The organism is Wolbachia endosymbiont of Rhagoletis indifferens, from assembly GCF_048537595.1.
Taxonomy (GTDB): Bacteria; Pseudomonadota; Alphaproteobacteria; order Rickettsiales; family Anaplasmataceae; genus Wolbachia.
Genome location: NZ_CP175923.1, coordinates 122,314 through 138,386, shown reverse-complemented (window position 1 = coordinate 138,386; position 16,073 = coordinate 122,314). Strand labels below are relative to the sequence as shown.

General features: G+C 35.5%; 16 protein-coding genes and 1 tRNA gene. 7 read left to right on the top strand and 10 right to left on the bottom strand.

Annotated elements, in window-relative coordinates; translation table 11 throughout:
• Positions 1 to 15: 15 nt before the first annotated feature.
• Complete coding sequence (locus ACJZL1_RS00735; protein ID WP_419247282.1) at positions 16 to 1,263, top strand: iron-containing alcohol dehydrogenase; 1,248 nt, start codon at positions 16 to 18, stop codon at positions 1,261 to 1,263.
• 176 nt (positions 1,264 to 1,439) lie between these two features.
• On the opposite strand, the gene ACJZL1_RS00730 is transcribed toward ACJZL1_RS00735, so the two are convergent.
• The 6 genes from ACJZL1_RS00730 to dnaE all read right to left on the bottom strand — a co-directional run bounded on the left by ACJZL1_RS00730 (position 1,440) and on the right by dnaE (position 8,145).
• Positions 1,440 to 1,512: transfer RNA gene (locus ACJZL1_RS00730), tRNA-Met, on the bottom strand.
• Positions 1,512 to 2,804: an adenylosuccinate lyase gene (gene purB / locus ACJZL1_RS00725; protein ID WP_419247281.1), complete on the bottom strand. Its 1,293-nt coding sequence runs from the start codon at positions 2,802 to 2,804 to the stop codon at positions 1,512 to 1,514. Before purB ends, ACJZL1_RS00730 begins: the two co-directional genes overlap by 1 nt.
• 241 nt (positions 2,805 to 3,045) lie before the next feature.
• Positions 3,046 to 3,591 (bottom strand): 50S ribosomal protein L9, encoded by a 546-nt coding sequence (gene rplI, locus ACJZL1_RS00720; protein ID WP_265026308.1) that lies wholly within the window; start codon positions 3,589 to 3,591, stop codon positions 3,046 to 3,048.
• 7 nt (positions 3,592 to 3,598) lie between these two features.
• Positions 3,599 to 3,874, bottom strand: a complete 276-nt coding sequence (rpsR, locus tag ACJZL1_RS00715; RefSeq protein WP_250294995.1) for a 30S ribosomal protein S18 — start codon at positions 3,872 to 3,874, stop codon at positions 3,599 to 3,601.
• Positions 3,874 to 4,656: a 30S ribosomal protein S6 gene (gene rpsF, locus ACJZL1_RS00710; RefSeq protein ID WP_265026309.1), complete on the bottom strand. Its 783-nt coding sequence runs from the start codon at positions 4,654 to 4,656 to the stop codon at positions 3,874 to 3,876. The genes rpsR and rpsF overlap by 1 nt, the downstream gene beginning before the upstream one ends.
• Positions 4,657 to 4,704: 48 nt before the next feature.
• Entirely contained in the window at positions 4,705 to 8,145 is a 3,441-nt protein-coding gene (dnaE, locus tag ACJZL1_RS00705) for a DNA polymerase III subunit alpha (protein ID WP_419247503.1), read from the bottom strand.
• Between the two features lie 537 nt (positions 8,146 to 8,682).
• On the opposite strand from dnaE, the gene ACJZL1_RS00700 reads away from it, so the two are divergent.
• From ACJZL1_RS00700 to ACJZL1_RS00690, 3 genes are read left to right on the top strand one after another with little or no spacing between them, the layout of a single operon-like run.
• Positions 8,683 to 8,952: a hypothetical protein gene (locus ACJZL1_RS00700; protein ID WP_353284977.1), complete on the top strand. Its 270-nt coding sequence runs from the start codon at positions 8,683 to 8,685 to the stop codon at positions 8,950 to 8,952.
• Positions 8,937 to 9,893 (top strand): IS5 family transposase, encoded by a 957-nt coding sequence (locus tag ACJZL1_RS00695; protein ID WP_264735368.1) that lies wholly within the window; start codon positions 8,937 to 8,939, stop codon positions 9,891 to 9,893. Before ACJZL1_RS00700 ends, ACJZL1_RS00695 begins: the two co-directional genes overlap by 16 nt.
• Positions 9,877 to 10,011 carry a hypothetical protein gene (locus ACJZL1_RS00690; protein WP_419247280.1) on the top strand — a complete coding sequence of 45 codons (135 nt, stop codon included), beginning with the start codon at positions 9,877 to 9,879 and terminating at the stop codon, positions 10,009 to 10,011. Before ACJZL1_RS00695 ends, ACJZL1_RS00690 begins: the two co-directional genes overlap by 17 nt.
• Before the next feature lie 101 nt (positions 10,012 to 10,112).
• On the opposite strand, the gene ACJZL1_RS00685 is transcribed toward ACJZL1_RS00690, so the two are convergent.
• Positions 10,113 to 10,850: a WD_0702 family putative metalloprotease gene (locus ACJZL1_RS00685; protein ID WP_419247279.1), complete on the bottom strand. Its 738-nt coding sequence runs from the start codon at positions 10,848 to 10,850 to the stop codon at positions 10,113 to 10,115.
• 107 nt (positions 10,851 to 10,957) lie between these two features.
• On the opposite strand from ACJZL1_RS00685, the gene ACJZL1_RS00680 reads away from it, so the two are divergent.
• Positions 10,958 to 11,107 (top strand): hypothetical protein, encoded by a 150-nt coding sequence (locus tag ACJZL1_RS00680; RefSeq protein WP_419247278.1) that lies wholly within the window; start codon positions 10,958 to 10,960, stop codon positions 11,105 to 11,107.
• A 206-nt stretch (positions 11,108 to 11,313) separates the two neighbouring features.
• Here the strand turns inward: ACJZL1_RS00680 and ACJZL1_RS00675 are convergent, their stop codons facing one another.
• Entirely contained in the window at positions 11,314 to 11,466 is a 153-nt protein-coding gene (locus ACJZL1_RS00675; RefSeq protein WP_419247277.1) for a hypothetical protein, read from the bottom strand.
• A 39-nt stretch (positions 11,467 to 11,505) separates the two neighbouring features.
• Positions 11,506 to 12,099 (bottom strand): hypothetical protein, encoded by a 594-nt coding sequence (locus ACJZL1_RS00670; RefSeq protein WP_265026314.1) that lies wholly within the window; start codon positions 12,097 to 12,099, stop codon positions 11,506 to 11,508.
• 175 nt (positions 12,100 to 12,274) lie between these two features.
• On the opposite strand from ACJZL1_RS00670, the gene ACJZL1_RS00665 reads away from it, so the two are divergent.
• Both ACJZL1_RS00665 and ACJZL1_RS00660 read left to right on the top strand, forming a co-directional pair.
• Complete coding sequence (locus ACJZL1_RS00665; protein ID WP_265026315.1) at positions 12,275 to 12,883, top strand: superoxide dismutase; 609 nt, start codon at positions 12,275 to 12,277, stop codon at positions 12,881 to 12,883.
• Position 12,884: 1 nt separating this feature from the next.
• Positions 12,885 to 14,159 carry a M16 family metallopeptidase gene (locus tag ACJZL1_RS00660; protein ID WP_419247276.1) on the top strand — a complete coding sequence of 425 codons (1,275 nt, stop codon included), beginning with the start codon at positions 12,885 to 12,887 and terminating at the stop codon, positions 14,157 to 14,159.
• 237 nt (positions 14,160 to 14,396) lie between these two features.
• Here the strand turns inward: ACJZL1_RS00660 and ACJZL1_RS00655 are convergent, their stop codons facing one another.
• Positions 14,397 to 15,998 (bottom strand): hypothetical protein, encoded by a 1,602-nt coding sequence (locus ACJZL1_RS00655; RefSeq protein ID WP_419247275.1) that lies wholly within the window; start codon positions 15,996 to 15,998, stop codon positions 14,397 to 14,399.
• Positions 15,999 to 16,073: the final 75 nt, after the last annotated feature.

Genomic DNA, 16,073 nt, shown 5'->3' with positions numbered 1-16,073 from the left:
TATTGTAAACACTCTATGCACTATTTAAAACAAATATTACATCAAACCGAACAAACTTTTCTAAGAGAAGTAATAACAGATTACCACCTTGCTGATGATATCTATGAAATATGCACACGACACGGAAATGACATCTTTCTAGTTGCAGATGAAAATACAGCAAAACTTTTAAACAAAAACGTATTTAATAAAATTCCTAACTTAATTATTCCGGGTAACTCCACTCCACCTGTCATCCCAATGTCAGCTACTCGGATGACACCAAGCAGAGCTGCCTCTCTTGAAACCGTAAATCTAGTTAGAAACAAAGCAAAAGATAATGACTTAATAGTTGCATTTGGTAGCGGCACCGTTAACGATATCTGCAAATATGCAAGCTACCTCGAGAAAAAAGATTATATATCGTTCCCAACAGCCGCTTCCATGAATGGATATACATCCGCAAATGCTTCAATATTAGTAAATGGATATAAAAAATCGTTCAAAGCACATCTTCCAAGAGCGATATATATAGATATAGACATACTTACCAATGCACCACTGCGCCTCACATTAAGCGGATTTGCAGATTTCATTTGCCGTTCAACAGTTCAGGCTGACTGGCTACTATCTCATTTGTTGCTTGGCACAGAATACAATGAATTACCTTTTACACTTGTTCGCGATTTGGAGCAAATTTTGCTAAGAGAGTATACGGCGCTTACTAAAAGAAGTAGAAAAGTGGTCCTATTACTTATGGAAGTTCTATTAATTTCAGGACTTGGAATGGTAATATCAAAAGGCAGCTATTCTGCAAGCCAAGGAGAGCATATGATAGCTCACGCAATGGAAATGGTAACAAGAGATCATTCCTCACTACATGGCGAAAAAATTGCTGTTACGACGATTACCATGGCTAATTTGCAGGAAAAGATATTATCAATACAAAACCCGATTATCAAACCGACCACTTTAGATGTAAAACATATAACTCAGTGCTTTGATAATATCGAATTTGTAAGAACTTTTGAACAGAAGCAAATTCTGCAGCAAAAAATCCAAGAGATTATTCGCAAAGAATGGCATAATATTTCCAGCTTAATTAAGCAAAATTTACTACCTGCAAAACACCTACAGAAAATATTTGAAGATCTATCGATTCCACACTTACCAGAGCACCTCAGTTGGAATAAAGAACAATATTGTAAAGTGGTCGATCTTGCGTTTGTAACAAGAGATAGATTCACCTTTCTTGACTTGGCTAACTGCATAGAAGAAAGTTAAGTTTTGTAGTGAAATTCTGTCATTTAAAGGGATCATAGGCCAAAAGCTAAACCTTTTCACAATCTCCTATCCATTGTTTCCTCACCTGAGTGGATACACAACTCACTCCAAGTAGCTGACACTGAGTCACACTATTCCACTCAGTGCACTGCTTTTTAAACACAGTCTAGTTCGAGTGGCTGAGGAGGGACTCGAACCCCCGACCAAGAGATTATGATCCTCCTGCTCTACCAACTGAGCTACTCAGCCTAATTGAAAACCTTGCTATATATGTGACCTACATGCTTTGTATAATATTTCAAATCAAACAAAGATTCAAGTTTTTCAGAGTTAATAACTTCAAGTAAGGATTTATCTTGTTTCAATTCGGCCAGAAAATCACTGTTGTTTTGTTTCACTTTCATTGCATTGCTCTGAACAATTTTATACGCCTCTTCCCTCGCCAAACCACTATTTACTAACTCAAGCAATACATGCTGTGAGAAAACTAAACCTTTTGAAGAATTTAAGTTCTTCTCAATGTTTTCCTTATTGATCACCAATTTATCTATCAAATCTGTTAATCGCACTAAAGCAAAATCCATTGTTATACAAGCATCAGGAGCAATGCATCTTTCCACAGACGAGTGTGATATATCACGTTCGTGCCACAATGCAACATTTTCTAACGCAGGAAAAACATAACTGCGTATTAAACGTGAGAGTCCAGTCAGATTTTCACTTAAAATAGGATTACATTTGTGTGGCATAGCAGAGCTTCCCTTCTGCCCAATGGAAAAATGCTCAGAAATTTCGCCGATTTCAGTTCTTTGCAAATGACGAATTTCAATTGCAATATTTTCTATTGAGCTTGCAATCACTCCCAAAACTGAAAAGAACATGGCATGTCTATCACGAGGAATGACTTGAGACGATATGGTTTCAGGTATGAGTCCCATTTCTTTCGCTACATACTCTTCAACAAACGGATCAACATTTGCAAAATTACCTACTGCACCTGATATTTTACAAATTGAGATCTCTTTTTGCGCGCTAATTAATCTCTGATAATTGCGTTTAAATTCAGCATAAAATCTAGCAAATTTTAATCCAAGAGTTGTTGGTTCTGCATGCATTCCATGACTACGCCCAACACAAACAATATCTTTATAGTCCTCAGCTTTTTTTTTCAATACTGCAAGTATATTTTTTAAATTCTCGAGTAAAATATCACATGACTCTTTCAACTGCACCGCAAGGCATGTATCCAAAACATCAGAACTTGTCATTCCATAATGAAGATAACGAACATCAATTCCCGCTTTTTCAGCAACATACGTCAGAAAAGCTATAACATCGTGTTTTACAATGGATTCAATTTCGTTGATACGTTCAATATCAAATTCAATAGCATCAGAGAGCTTCTGAGCAATATCCTTAGGGACAATTCCTAGCTTTGCTTGAGCTTCGCACGCTAATTTTTCTATTTTGAGCCATATATTAAATTTGTTATTTTCTTCCCAAATCGCAGACATCTCTTTATGACTATAACGAGGGATCATTAAATGACCCCCGTCTTATCTTTGAACATGCTAGATCCCAGTGTCACGCACTGGGGTGACACCAGCTTAGCCATGGCAGACATTTCTTTACGGCTATAGTGTAGGATCATTTTTGATTTCTTCCAATCATTGTATAATCACTGTAATTCTGAAAGCAGTTTACATAGCAAATGGTGTCCAGTGTCAGCTACTTGGATGACACGAGGGAAACAGTGGGATAGTTGACATATTTTATTCACTGCTATTCGTTATTTGTATCTTCTTGCTCAACTGCTTCATCTTCTTGTTGCTCAGACTTCTGATTTTGCAATTTTACTTGCCTTAGCTCATTTGCATCTGTTTCGGATTTCACGACGTATATAGTAATTGGTACTACTACTTCACTATGTAATTCTACGTTTACTTGGTATTCACCCAAGTTTTTGATGCTTATTCCACCAAAAGATAAACTACGATGATCTATCGCACGTCCTTCTTGTAGTAAAACTTTCGCAATTTCACGTGTTGTTACAGAACCAAAAATTTTACCATCCTCTGAAGCTTGCTTTGTCAATACCACAAACTTATCATGTAGTGACAATACAAGCTCTTTTGCTACATTTAATCTTTTTATATTCTCTTCTTCCAGTAATAAACGTTGCTCCTCTAGCTTTGTTAAATTTTCCTTGGTAGCTTTCACCGCTTTTCTTTGTGGAAAAAGAAAATTACGTGCATAACCTGGTTTAACTTTTACAACTTCACCAAGCTTACCTAAAGTCCTTATATTTTCCTTTAAAATTATCAACATAAATTACCTAAACTTTTTTAGTACAGTAAGGAACAAGAGCCAAAAAACGTGCCCTTATGACCGCTAAGCGTAACTTCCTTTGTTTTTTTGCACATACGCCTGTTAATCTTCTAGGTAATATCCTACCATAGTCAGAGGTAAACTTGGATAATAAATCTGTATTCTTATAATCTATGTCTTCATCTTTAGACGCAGCAAGAGGGCAAACTTTAGAACGCCTAAAGCCAGTCCTATTATTTACAGATACGTAAGAATTATTAAAACTATTTCGTCTTTTCATCATTATGCGTTTTGCTCCTCAATTTGTTTATTCATCATATAAGATTTACCTTCAAAAAATTTATCAACCTGCACAGACAAGTGGCGAATAACGTTCTCATTAAGTTTCATTCTACGCACAAATTCATCCAGAATGCTTGCAGTAGAACTTATACACATTATACAATAATGACCGCTCTTCATCTTATTTATTGGATATGCAAAATCCAAAAGACCCCAATGTTCATACTTGATTAATCCTGATGCTTCAATGTTTTCCAAAAGCATTTCCAATGCTTTGCTCGATTGAGTTGGACCGTTTATTCTAAAATCTTTCAAAATATCTTGAAAAATCTTTATTAGATGTTCTGAAATATTTCTCTTCAAAGCATTTACTGCATTATGGATAAACGCACTTTTAGTAATTTGCTCACTGCCTCCTAGAAATTTTATAAAATCTTGCGTTATTCCTAAATCTTTTAGGTCATCTTTCAACTCTTTATCGATTTTTGACTTCACTTCTTTCAAATTTGAAAGATCTTTTTCCAATTCAACCCATAAAATTTTTGTAAGATCTTCCAAGAAATCAGAGTAAGCAACTAGACCTTCTTTAATGTTTTCAGCACGCGTTTCTAACTCTTGTTTTGTAAGCGTGCTATTTTGCCTTTCCATAAGACTCTTAATCTTCTGGAAAATAACATCTGCTTTAATATTCTTCAATGAAACAGCTAGCTCTTGGACCATCTCCTCTACTTCTTGCTGTAATAATCCTTGTTGTGCTATAAAAATAAATTCATAAAGATTCACTATATCTTCCTTTAATACCGATTAAATATTTCATTATATAAAGCTTTTTTATATAAGCAAGTTATTTGTATTAATTTCTACGCCTTTAATCCAGCTTAAGTTAGATATTTCATAAACAACTTGAGGAGCAATTGAGTATGCACCTGGTAATAAGATGCTCACTTTATGTTTTTCGAGAAGAAGTTTTAGCATTATTTTGGTTCTGCCTTCATCTTTTAATATTGTGTTTAATTCCATAGCGGCTTTTTGCGAATCCGTGCACTCAGTGGTGAGAACTAATTCTTTTATTGTAGAAGTGATTCTTTTTGTAAACTCAGATATATCCTTGCCTGCTAATCTTGTCGTATTTTCCGAAGCTTCAAGATCAATTATCACAAATGTTCCTGGTGAAAATAAATCTCTTTTTTCTTCTATTATTTCATTATTATAGAATGCTATTTCAGAAACGTTATGGGGATCAGAAAGTGTGAGTATAACAAACCTTCCACGCTCTGAGGTTCTCATACGTGCATTTAATATTACCCCAGCAGTTTTTGCTGTTCTATTTTCTCCGATAAACCCAATATTTAACTTTTCCAGAAGAGTTCTAAATTTTTCAAGTGGATGATTAGTTAAATAAAATCCTAGTGAAAATAACTCATGCTCTAATTTTTCCTCTTCATCAAAATCTTCCACATTCTCAAATTTCGGTTTGAGGACATCAAGACTACCAAACAAAGCAGCTTGACTTGATTCTCTATCCTGTTTGTTTTTATTTGCAAAGTAAATCAGTGTGTCCATTGACTCATATAGCTGCTTTCTGTTCTTATGCACGCTATCGAATGCTCCGGATTTAATCAGGCTTTCTAGCGCTCTCTTATTTATTATATGACCTGAATTTTGAATGAATTCCCATATGTCCTTACAAGCGCTTGAACGTACGTTCACTATTCCCTCCGCTATAGAAAAACCAACATTCCTCAAGGCAGCAATACCATAACGTATGCGTTCGTTCTCTATTGAGAATTCAGCTTTAGATTTGTTTATATCAGGTGGAAGAACGGTAACGCCACTAAACTTTGCTGCATGATAAAATAAATTCAGTTTATCTCTATCATCAATATTCAGATTCATTAGTGCTGTAAAAAATTCTAATGGATAATTAGCTTTAAGGTAAGCCGTTTGATAAGATATCACCGCATATGCTGCAGCATGAGATTTATTGAACCCATAACCAGCAAATTTTGCAACAAGGTCAAAGATATAACTTGCCCTGTCGTAATCAACGCCATTCTTCGTTGCTCCTTGGATGAAAAGTTCACGTTGTTTATCCATCTCTTCCTTGATTTTCTTACCCATAGCACGTCTCAGCAAATCTGCTTCCGCTAAGCTATACCCGGAAAGAATACGGGCTATTTCCATCACTTGTTCTTGGTAAATTATTACCCCAAATGTCTCTTTTAATACTTCCTCAAGTAACGGATGAATATAATCTGGCTTTTCAAGTCCATGTTTTCTTGCAACATAAGTTGGAATGTTATCCATAGGTCCTGGACGATAAAGAGAGATTAAAGCGATGATGTCCTCGATGCAGTCTGGTTTTAACTTGATTAAAGCTTCTCTCATTCCCGAACTTTCAAGCTGGAACACTCCAATTGAATCACCGCTAGAGAGCATCTCATAGGTTTCTTGATCATTCAAAGAAACTGAAGAAATATCGATCTTTTTTTCATCACGATTAATTAAACGACACACATGATCTATTAGCGTTAGCGTACCAAGTCCAAGAAAATCAAATTTTATTAGCCCAGCTTTCTCCACATATTTCATGCTGTATTGAGTGATTGGCAGAGCCGAATTTGGATCATAATACACGGGAACAAAATTTTCTAATTTTTGATCGCATATTACAATTCCAGCAGCATGAGTTGAAACGTGACGATATATTCCTTCAAGCTTAAGAGATATATCAAGAAGCTTTGCAATTACCTCATCACTATCCCGTTCTTTCTGCAGGTTTTGATCAAACTCTATCGCTTGTGATAAAGTTACAGGATTTACTGGATTAAATGGAACCATTTTAGATATTTTATCCACTTGAGAGTAAGGCATTTGTAATACTCTACCAACATCACGTAATACTGCCCTTGCCTGCAATTTACCAAAAGTGATTATTTGAGCAACATAACCGTATTTTTTCTGAACATAATCAATAACCAGGTCTCTTTTCTCTTGGCAGAAATCGATATCAAAGTCAGGCATTGATACACGATCGGGATTTAAAAATCTTTCAAATATTAGGCCAAACTTTATTGGATCAAGGTCTGTAATCTGTAAGCTCCAAGCAACAATTGATCCAGCACCAGAGCCTCTTCCTGGACCAACTGGAATGCCATTTGCTTTGCTCCAGCGGATAAAGTCAGAAACTATTAGAAAGTAACCAGCATAGTTCATTGAAGTGATTACACTTAGTTCATAATCTAACCTGTCGTAGTATTGCTTGAAATCGATATCATGTTGTGTGTCATCATCTGGTTTGGTGTCATTCCAGCGCGTGACGCTGGAATCTCTCTGGATCCCAGTATCAAGTACTGGGATGACAGTGGAGGGTGTTCTGGTGACAGAAGAGGATTTTGCAATACGCAGCTTCAATCCTGCAACTGCCTGCTCCCTCAGTTCTTCATTCTCAGTTTTATTTTCTCGACAAGGAAATTTAGGCAAGATAGGCTGCCTGCTTCTTGGCATGTAAGAGCACCGCTTAGCTATCACTAAAGTGTTATGAATTGCTTCGGGAATGTCGCTAAACAGCTCCTCCATTTCTGCCACAGATTTGAAGTAATGCTCGGTAGTTAACTTCTTTCTGTTATTCTCCAGGGCATAACTCCCCTCCGATATGCACGTTAATATGTCATAAGCTTCATAGTCAGACCTATTTGGAAAAAACACATCGTTCGTTGCAACCAGTGGTATATTGCGCTGATAAGCAAAGTCTATCAAAGCTTCTTCAAGCTCTAGCTCTTTATTCAATCCATGACGCTGCAATTCAACATATAAATGACCATTGAATGCTGAAAGCAGTTTTTCAACCGTTTCTTTATCTTGCCCCAACAATAATTGAGCCAAACATCCACCGGTTAAAGCGATCAGACCCGTACTTAAATTCAATAGCTCATCAAAATCAACGTAAGGAATATCGCTGTTATTCTTGCGCTTTTTAAAAGACTCACTCACCAAAGTGACTAAATTAGTGTACCCTTGCTCATTTTTTGCAAGCAATAATATAGGTAAATTTTGTTCTGAATGTTTAACTATAATATTGCATCCTATTATTAGCTGTATTCCCCTACTTGCTGCATATTCTGAAAACTCAAGCGAGCCAAACAAGTTGCCTGAATCAGTAATTGCAACCGCTGGCATTTTATTTCGCAAACAAAGGCCGATCAGCTCCTCAATTTTAACCGAGCTTTCAAGCAGCGAATAAACACTATGAACACGTAAGTGTATGAACATAAAAAACTTTAGATCAACAAAAAAGGATAACATTAATTTACCCATGAGAACATAATTTTCATGAGAACAAAAGCCTATAAGATTTCTCAAATCTAAGGTTAAAATACAAAAAACTTACTTGACGAACTCCGCCAGCTCCCTTATCATGAAACTGAAGGTATTCAGTTATCTTCATCTGTGCAGATTAAACAGTAAAAAAACAACGTAGTTGGCGTCTTATTTTTAATTTTTTGCACTATGTGCACCTTATGTCTTCACAATATTTCTGGGTTTTTACCCATATAAGCTGAAACGCGCTTATAAGTCGTTTAAGACAGTATAGTACGCCAATTTGAAGGATTAGAGAGTGAACACTAATTACCACGGGGTTTCTTTTGCCTTTTTTTCTGCTTAGTAAATTTCTTAAACATTTTAGCTAAGGTTAGTTGCACTTAAAAGCAGCTAAATTGCAGTGTTTAAGACTTAAAAAACGCCAATACTGAAAGTAGACAATGACTAGGGCTTCTTTTGCCTTTTTTTTATTTGGTAAATTTCTTAATGTTTATAGCTAAAAGAGCCCAAGAGAGGTGTCATTCCAGTGCCCCTGTGATGTCATTCCAGTGCTTGACACTGGAATCCAGTTTTCCATATAATCTCATCGAAAACGTTGTAACCACTTTCTATGCTAGTTTGCTTGTAAACAAGCAAACTTTCCTGGATCCCAGTGGGCTTTGTTGCATAGCAACCGAAAAAATCTGGTGGCTACTGACAAAATTCATTATAAATAACCATTTAACTGTTGAAGAAAAAATATGCCACAGAAAATGAAAGTCAGTAACCAAAACGAATATAACAAATTCCTTGAAAAAAGGGGAAATATTTTTCGTTACATCGATGAAGCTATCGAAAATTGGTATGAAAATAGTCCAAAAATGCAGGGCGGCAACTATATTTACAGTGATAAAGTCGTAATTTTGGTGCATATAATTGTCAATCTTTTTAGAATTGGTTTAAGACAAACGGTGGGGTTTATAAAAGGATATCTGCAACAAATAGGAAAAAATTTGGCAGTTATCAGCTATTCACAAGCATCAAGAAGGTTTAAAAAACTTAATATTAAGATAAATGATTGCAGGGTTGATAAAAGCAACATGGAAAATATTGAAATTATCATAGATAGCACAAGTATCAGCATTTACAGTAACACTCCTGGCCACAGTAAGGAAAACAGTGCAGATAGAAAGTACCGAAGCTACGAGCAAGTAAGAAAGTTACATGTTATGTTAAGTGTGAATAGTAAAAAAGCTATAGCTGCAAGATACAGTAATGGCGTCTACTCTGACCACTATGGAGCTTGCGATTTGCTTGAAGAAGTTAATTTTCAGCACAAAATAAAAGCATTATATGCAGATAGGGCATACGATAGGCACAAACTTTATAAATTGTGTAAGAAATACGATATAAAGACAAAAGTTCTACCAAAAAAGGATGCAGCAGAACATTCAAAAATAGATTATATGTCTGACAGAAATGCTGCTATTAGGTTAATAAAATTATATGGACAAGATGGTGTAAAAGAGTGGAAAAAGGAAGCAATTTATGGAAAGAGATCTTACATAGAAGGATTTTTCTCAAGGTTGAAGCAAGTATTTGGATTTAGCTTTAGGAATAAATCTGAAGTAAATCGTGAAAAAGAATTACTAATTAAGTGCTATTTGCTCAACAAATTCACTGATATTGGTATGGCTAAATTTGAAATCATTACATAAATTTGTCGTAAACCATCACTGCTTAAGGTGCTATGCAACAAAGCCATCCCAGTGTCTGGGCACTGGGATGACAGCTAGCCTGACAATCGTCATCCCGCTACGTGTTAGCGGGATCTAGAGATACCGTGACGGTATGACGGTTCGTGGTGGCATCTCGTCATCCCGCTGCTTGTTAGCGCCGCGGCGGTATGACGTCTGGCCTGCACTAGCTATACTAAGCTAATCATCATCTCCAAATATAGAGCTAATTTTTTTGCCTCCAGGAGAAAATTTGTTAGTCCAACTGCTTTGCACTTTGGTTACGTCTTTAGTGGCAGTTTTATTGCTGTATTCCTTGATTTCCTTATCTATTCTCTCCATTATTTGTGGATCCAGGTAGCTCTTTTTCCATTGGTCAGTAGCAAGGAACACTTTATTTAGGTCTTGAGTGCGGATTAAGTATTCTTTGTCTTTAGGGTAAACCTCCTGCGCCCAAGCAAATAGCTCAAAATAGCGTGCAAATAATTCAGATGCACGTGATTTTGCAGTTTGATAAGCCTGTATCTCCTTAAATATAATTTGGCCGATAATTTTCTGCACAAGAATATTTGCTTGCTTTAGGTTCTGCTCGACATCTTGATAAACTTTATGGAGAAATTCCTGTTCCAAACTTAAGTTCAGTTCATTTTCAACCATATGTGAAAGTTCATGCACTATAATGTATGGGTTTGACTTCCTCAGTACAATAACATATTTATTTACACTGGAAGACCTGATTGTCTTACACACTCCCTCTTCCATATCCACTAATCCCTCTTGGTATATTTCAAATGAGAGCCTATTTTGCTTTATTAGTGATAAAGTGAGGTTTAATGTGTTTCTAAACTTTTCAAATTGATAGAGATATTCGACATACCGTATTGCATTTTCACTGCTTCCTACTTTAGTCGCTTGTTTTATTAAATTCCTGATTAGCATACTCTATTATTTAAAGGAATTTTTTTTTATACTCAAGAGCTATAAAGTGTTTTTAGGAAGTTTGATTGCAGATATAACTAATGAAGATCACATAACTGCATGAACATTTGTTTTTAACGAAACGAATGGTGTCATTCCAGCGCGTGACGCTGGAATGGCTTTGTTGCATCGCTACTTATGAAAGGCTAACTATAGTTAGGATTATAAGCAACCTATTGAAAATCTTGTTTTTTTGCAATCAATCTGATCAAATTTAAGAATAGTAATTTATTATTTATATTAATAAACTTAATTCTATTGAAAATAGCTAAAGCATTGAAATTCTTGAATTTTAGCCGGATTAGTGAGTGGTAGTGAAATTTCTTTTACTCAAATTTAGGTATTCACTGACCGTTCTTGTTATAAATACCAGAATAATAAGCTACTGATATTCTCCATCTTTTTTATCTTTAATCCATCATAGCTAGCGATGCAACAAAGCCCGCTGGAATCCAGAAATTCCTACTGTACGCTGGGTTGGTGAGCATAGAAAATAGCTAATCTTATGCTCAAATAAACGTTTTTGATGGGATTGCATGGAAGGCTGGATCCCAGTATCGAAGCACTGGGATGACACCCTTTCCGGTGGCTAAGTGTTAAAGCCATGTTGTGCAGATTAGCTTAGTAGAGGAGCTTTCCCATTAGAGTCAGCAGCTTCAGACTTTGCGTCACTAAACTTACTTGCCACTTTATCAACAGCCCAAGTCAGTGGTGTAATAATGAGTGCTGCAGCCCAGATGACGGCTGAAATAATGTAAGACAAGACTAAACTTAAGAACTTAGCGCAGGTTTCACCATGTTGTTCTGCTTTGTTCTGCAAATTATTGGTATACCCTAAAAGAGATTTTGGACCATCTGTTCCCTTTAAATGTGAAATTAATTTTACTGGCAAATACGTTAAATATGCAACCCCTGTATAGAGTACAAGTAATAAATTTGCAAAGCCATGATAAAGTCCATTATGTTTCGTACCGCAGACTTTTTTCTCTCTTTTTCCCAAAGTTGTTGTTGAAGTATCGGCATCTTTATTTACCCCTACGAGCATATCCTTCACTGGTCCCACAACACTATCGATATGATGAACAGACTTATAGAAACAGTTTTGTGGAACTTGACTGTTATTTTTTTCTACAGCAGGAACAGTTCCGTGTTGAGCATATTGCTTAAAATTCTCATATGAATACTTAAGGTTTTCACATAAACTTGACATATTAGCCTCCTAAAAGAACTATATAATAAAAAATGTAATTATTATTAACATTACTGTACTAGTATAACTTATTTTAGAACAATTGCAATAATATGAATATTTTAACCAAATTATATGTTGCACAAAAGCATATATTGCTCTAACATCGCAGTAGGTTAGAAATTGAGGAGGTTGAATGAATTTTACTTTACCTGAATTACCATACGGTAAAACAGCTTTGGAGCCTTACATATCTGCAAAAACCTTAGATTTTCATTATGATAAGCACCATAAAGGATATTTAAATAAACTCAACGAGCTGGTTGAAAATACGGATTATCAACATGTGAAAATTGAGGAATTAATAACAAAAGTGCATGGTAATAGCGACAACTTGCCTATATTTAATAACGCAGCACAAGTTTGGAACCACACTTTTTATTGGAACTCAATGAAAAAAAATGGTGGTGGTAAGCCTAAAGATAGTAGTCTTTTAGCAAAAAAAATTCAGGACGATATCGGTGGCTTTGATAAATTTTATGAAGAATTCTCCAATTATGGAGTAAGCCAGTTTGGTAGTGGATGGGTGTGGTTAGTGCTTGAAAAAGGAAAGCTCAAAATCACCAAAACTCCAAATGCAGATTTGCCATTAACTTATGGTCAAGTGCCATTACTCACTATGGATGTGTGGGAGCACGCATACTATTTAGATTGTCAAAATCGTAGAATTGACTACATAAAAGTTTTCCTTGACCATTTGATTAATTGGGATTTTGCAGAAGAAAATTTAAAAAAGAATACATAAGATGAATACACCTCAGGTAACGAAATTAGATAATGGTCTGCGCATAATAACTGAGCAGGTGCGTGATGTTGACTCTGTAGCTTTAAGTATACGAGTTGGTGTTGGCAGTAGAGCGGAAAGTGCAAATCAAAATGGAATATCCCATTTTCTAGAACACATGGCTTTCAAAGGAACGAAGACAAGAACTGCGTTTGAAATTGCAAAAGCTTTTGACGACATAGGTGGGGTTTTCAACGCCAGCACTGGTAGGGAAAGCACCACCTATTATGCAAAAGTCCTCAAGAAAGACATAAAAACTGGTATTGATATATTAATAGATATATTGATGAATTCTACGTTTCCAGAAGATGAATTGGAACGTGAGAAGGGTGTTGTAATACAAGAGATTTTTCAAACTAATGATTCACCAAGTGACATTGTTTTCGATAAATATTTTGAGGCAGCTTATAAAGATCAACCATTTGGTAAGTCAATCTTAGGTACGCAAGATACGGTAAAGTCATTTACTAGGGAAAATCTAAATAACTACATAAACGAACATTACTTTGGCGAGAATATGCTATTTGCCGTTGCAGGAAATGTTGAACATGAAGAAGTTGTTGCATTAACCAAAGATTTTCTCTCAAAGATTCATTCTAAAAAGCTGAAAAAAAGCCAAAATGCGACGAGCTACACTGGTGGTGAGTATTTAGAACATCGTAAATTAGATCAGGTGCACTTGCTAATTGGTCTACCTAGCGTTTCTCGTTATGACGATAAATATCACACGTTTCAAGTGCTCGATTCTATATTAGGGAGCGGAATGTCATCACGTCTGTTCCAGGAAGTAAGGGAAAAGCAGGGATTAGCTTACTCTGTTTATTCATTTAATTCCAGCTACACTGATACAGGGATGTTTTCCATTTTTGCTGGTACAGACAGTAGTAACTTAGATAAGCTTTTAAAATCTATAATGACAGAGTTGAAGAAGTTGTCTACAGATGATCTGAAGGAAGAAGAAGTAAATAGAGTGAAAGAGCGAGTAAAATCCCAAATTTTAATGTCGCGCGAAGGTGTTAGCTCACGTGCTGAAACATTGGGGCACTACTACGGTAACTATAATAGGTACATCAGTAAAAATGAATTAATAGAAAAAATTAGTGCAGTTACCACTGCTAACGTAAAAAAAGCAGCAGAAGAATTATTATCTCAGCATGAAAAAGCCACTCTAGCTGCAATTGGAGAAATTAAGTCACTGCCAAGTTACGATAAAGTGGTTTCTATGCTTAAAGCTTAGTGTATTCTGTTATATTGATTTGGCTGCTTTACAATAGATCTTCATAATTTATAGCTAAAGTGACTTAAGTTTACCGATAATTTGAAAAACAAAAATTCGTCATTCCGCTACTTGTTAGCGCCGCGGCGGTATGACGTAGGAAAACCTTTCTTGGGTTAGCTATAGCACAGTGATTAAAGAAGCGTAAAGTTGAAACAATGTGCCATGAACCGGATATACAAGAAATTATACGAATCTTCAACCTCCTCTTTCAATAATATTATTATTTCTATTTTGCGTAACTTTTTCCGTATAATTTTTAGGAGGTACTGGTGGTGCAAGTGGTTTTTTGCTTACAGGGTTTGAGTCTATACCTTTCTTTTGCCGATGATAGTTCTGTGCTTCTTGAACGGTCTGAAATATAGACTCTCCACCATTATAGTTTCCTCTCACAGAGTTTGAGTTTATGTCTTTCTTTTGCGGAGGATAGTTCAATGCCTCTTCACGAGTCTGGAATATAGGCTCTCCATCATTATAGTTTGAGTTTATATTTTCCTTTTGCGAACCAGCGTTCAATAATTTCGATATCTCTCGCCCTAGCTGATCACCTTTATAATTATTGTTAAGATCTTTGATTTTCTCCTCACCCAATTCCATTATTCGAATTAGAGAGGTATCAATAAAATCCGTTTTTATTTTGTCAATATCTATCGATTTATTACCATAAATCGTAATTTCACTTTTACCTTTTTCACTATTCACATCATAGCCTTGCTCTTTAACCCCTGTTATTACTTCCTTCTTTAATAATCTATGAATAGTATTTATTATTTTTTGACCACAATCTTGAAAAAAATCTCTGATTGTCTCAAATGCCTTTAATAAGGAGATGGTTTCAGTATGTGCGTATTTTTTACCTAGTGGTGGCTCTTCAGCATTCTGGTGTATAGATTCTATTTGCTGAGGGTCAAGCATCATTGCATGACGTTTTGAGCGTGTTGGGTTTGCTTGTGTTTCAGATGACAACATGCCCTTAATATCTTGTTTTTTATTCTCACCATCAGCAACCATACCATCACTTGATTTCCTTTTTTTAGGAAGTAATTGTGGTGGCTCCTCATTATTCTGGGATACTGCATTTAAATTCTTAAGTTTAGGAGGTAATTGTGGTGACTCTTCTTTCCTAGGACTGATAAACTCTTGTACTCTTTCTAGATAACCAACATTTTTGTCCTCTTTAGGCACTCGCGCACCTTCAAATTTGATTTTTTGTATCTCTTCAATACTCAGCCCATTTTCTTTAAGCCATCCCCCTCTTTTACTCATTGATGCAACAAACTCATTAATCTTCTGAATATTTTTTACATCATCATCAACTAACATTACATTTTTTGGCAACTCACCATGTTTATCCTTGTACTCCACAATTGCCTTACAGATATGCAAATTCTTTCCAACTTTACTTTGTTGTTCTTTATCACCTTTTAACTCATTATCATAATTTTCTGGAAATCTACCAAATACAGAAATACTGTCTGCTTGTTCTTTAGATAAGCCCAAATGATTTTCTACAACCCTTTTTACAGCATCCGGATATTTTGTATATGATGCAATATTAACTTCTATTCCACCTGAAAGTGCAGATTGTAATGTAGATTTCAACCTCTCTTCATTTTTCATTCCACCTGTATTTTTTAGAAAATCTTTTATATTGTGATCAGTCACTGCATTTTTCGCAGCAGAATTATAATCACTTTTTTCAATTCCGGAGTGTCTACCAGAGAAAACAGCATGCATGTGTCCATTAGTGATAGTGTTATCAAAATCAAATATTAATAGGGTATTATTTTTTATAACCATACCTTTGCCTCCAAATTTTTACAAATAATGGATAAAGGTTAACATTAATAGATTAATTATTTATTATAACCTTTC

What these genes read in the sequence shown, in the direction of transcription:
- ACJZL1_RS00660 (WP_419247276.1), top strand. Translation starts at nt 12,885, where the DNA reads ATGAATACACCTCAGGTAACGAAATTAGATAATGGTCTGCGCATAATA.
- ACJZL1_RS00655 (WP_419247275.1), bottom strand. Translation starts at nt 15,998, where the DNA reads ATGGTTATAAAAAATAATACCCTATTAATATTTGATTTTGATAACACT.
- ACJZL1_RS00665 (WP_265026315.1), top strand. Translation starts at nt 12,275, where the DNA reads ATGAATTTTACTTTACCTGAATTACCATACGGTAAAACAGCTTTGGAG.
- dnaE (WP_419247503.1), bottom strand. Translation starts at nt 8,145, where the DNA reads ATGTTCATACACTTACGTGTTCATAGTGTTTATTCGCTGCTTGAAAGC.
- ACJZL1_RS00670 (WP_265026314.1), bottom strand. Translation starts at nt 12,099, where the DNA reads ATGTCAAGTTTATGTGAAAACCTTAAGTATTCATATGAGAATTTTAAG.
- ACJZL1_RS00700 (WP_353284977.1), top strand. Translation starts at nt 8,683, where the DNA reads ATGTTTATAGCTAAAAGAGCCCAAGAGAGGTGTCATTCCAGTGCCCCT.
- ACJZL1_RS00685 (WP_419247279.1), bottom strand. Translation starts at nt 10,850, where the DNA reads ATGCTAATCAGGAATTTAATAAAACAAGCGACTAAAGTAGGAAGCAGT.
- rpsR (WP_250294995.1), bottom strand. Translation starts at nt 3,874, where the DNA reads ATGATGAAAAGACGAAATAGTTTTAATAATTCTTACGTATCTGTAAAT.
- purB (WP_419247281.1), bottom strand. Translation starts at nt 2,804, where the DNA reads ATGATCCCTCGTTATAGTCATAAAGAGATGTCTGCGATTTGGGAAGAA.
- rplI (WP_265026308.1), bottom strand. Translation starts at nt 3,591, where the DNA reads ATGTTGATAATTTTAAAGGAAAATATAAGGACTTTAGGTAAGCTTGGT.
- ACJZL1_RS00735 (WP_419247282.1), top strand. Translation starts at nt 16, where the DNA reads ATGCACTATTTAAAACAAATATTACATCAAACCGAACAAACTTTTCTA.
- ACJZL1_RS00695 (WP_264735368.1), top strand. Translation starts at nt 8,937, where the DNA reads ATGCCACAGAAAATGAAAGTCAGTAACCAAAACGAATATAACAAATTC.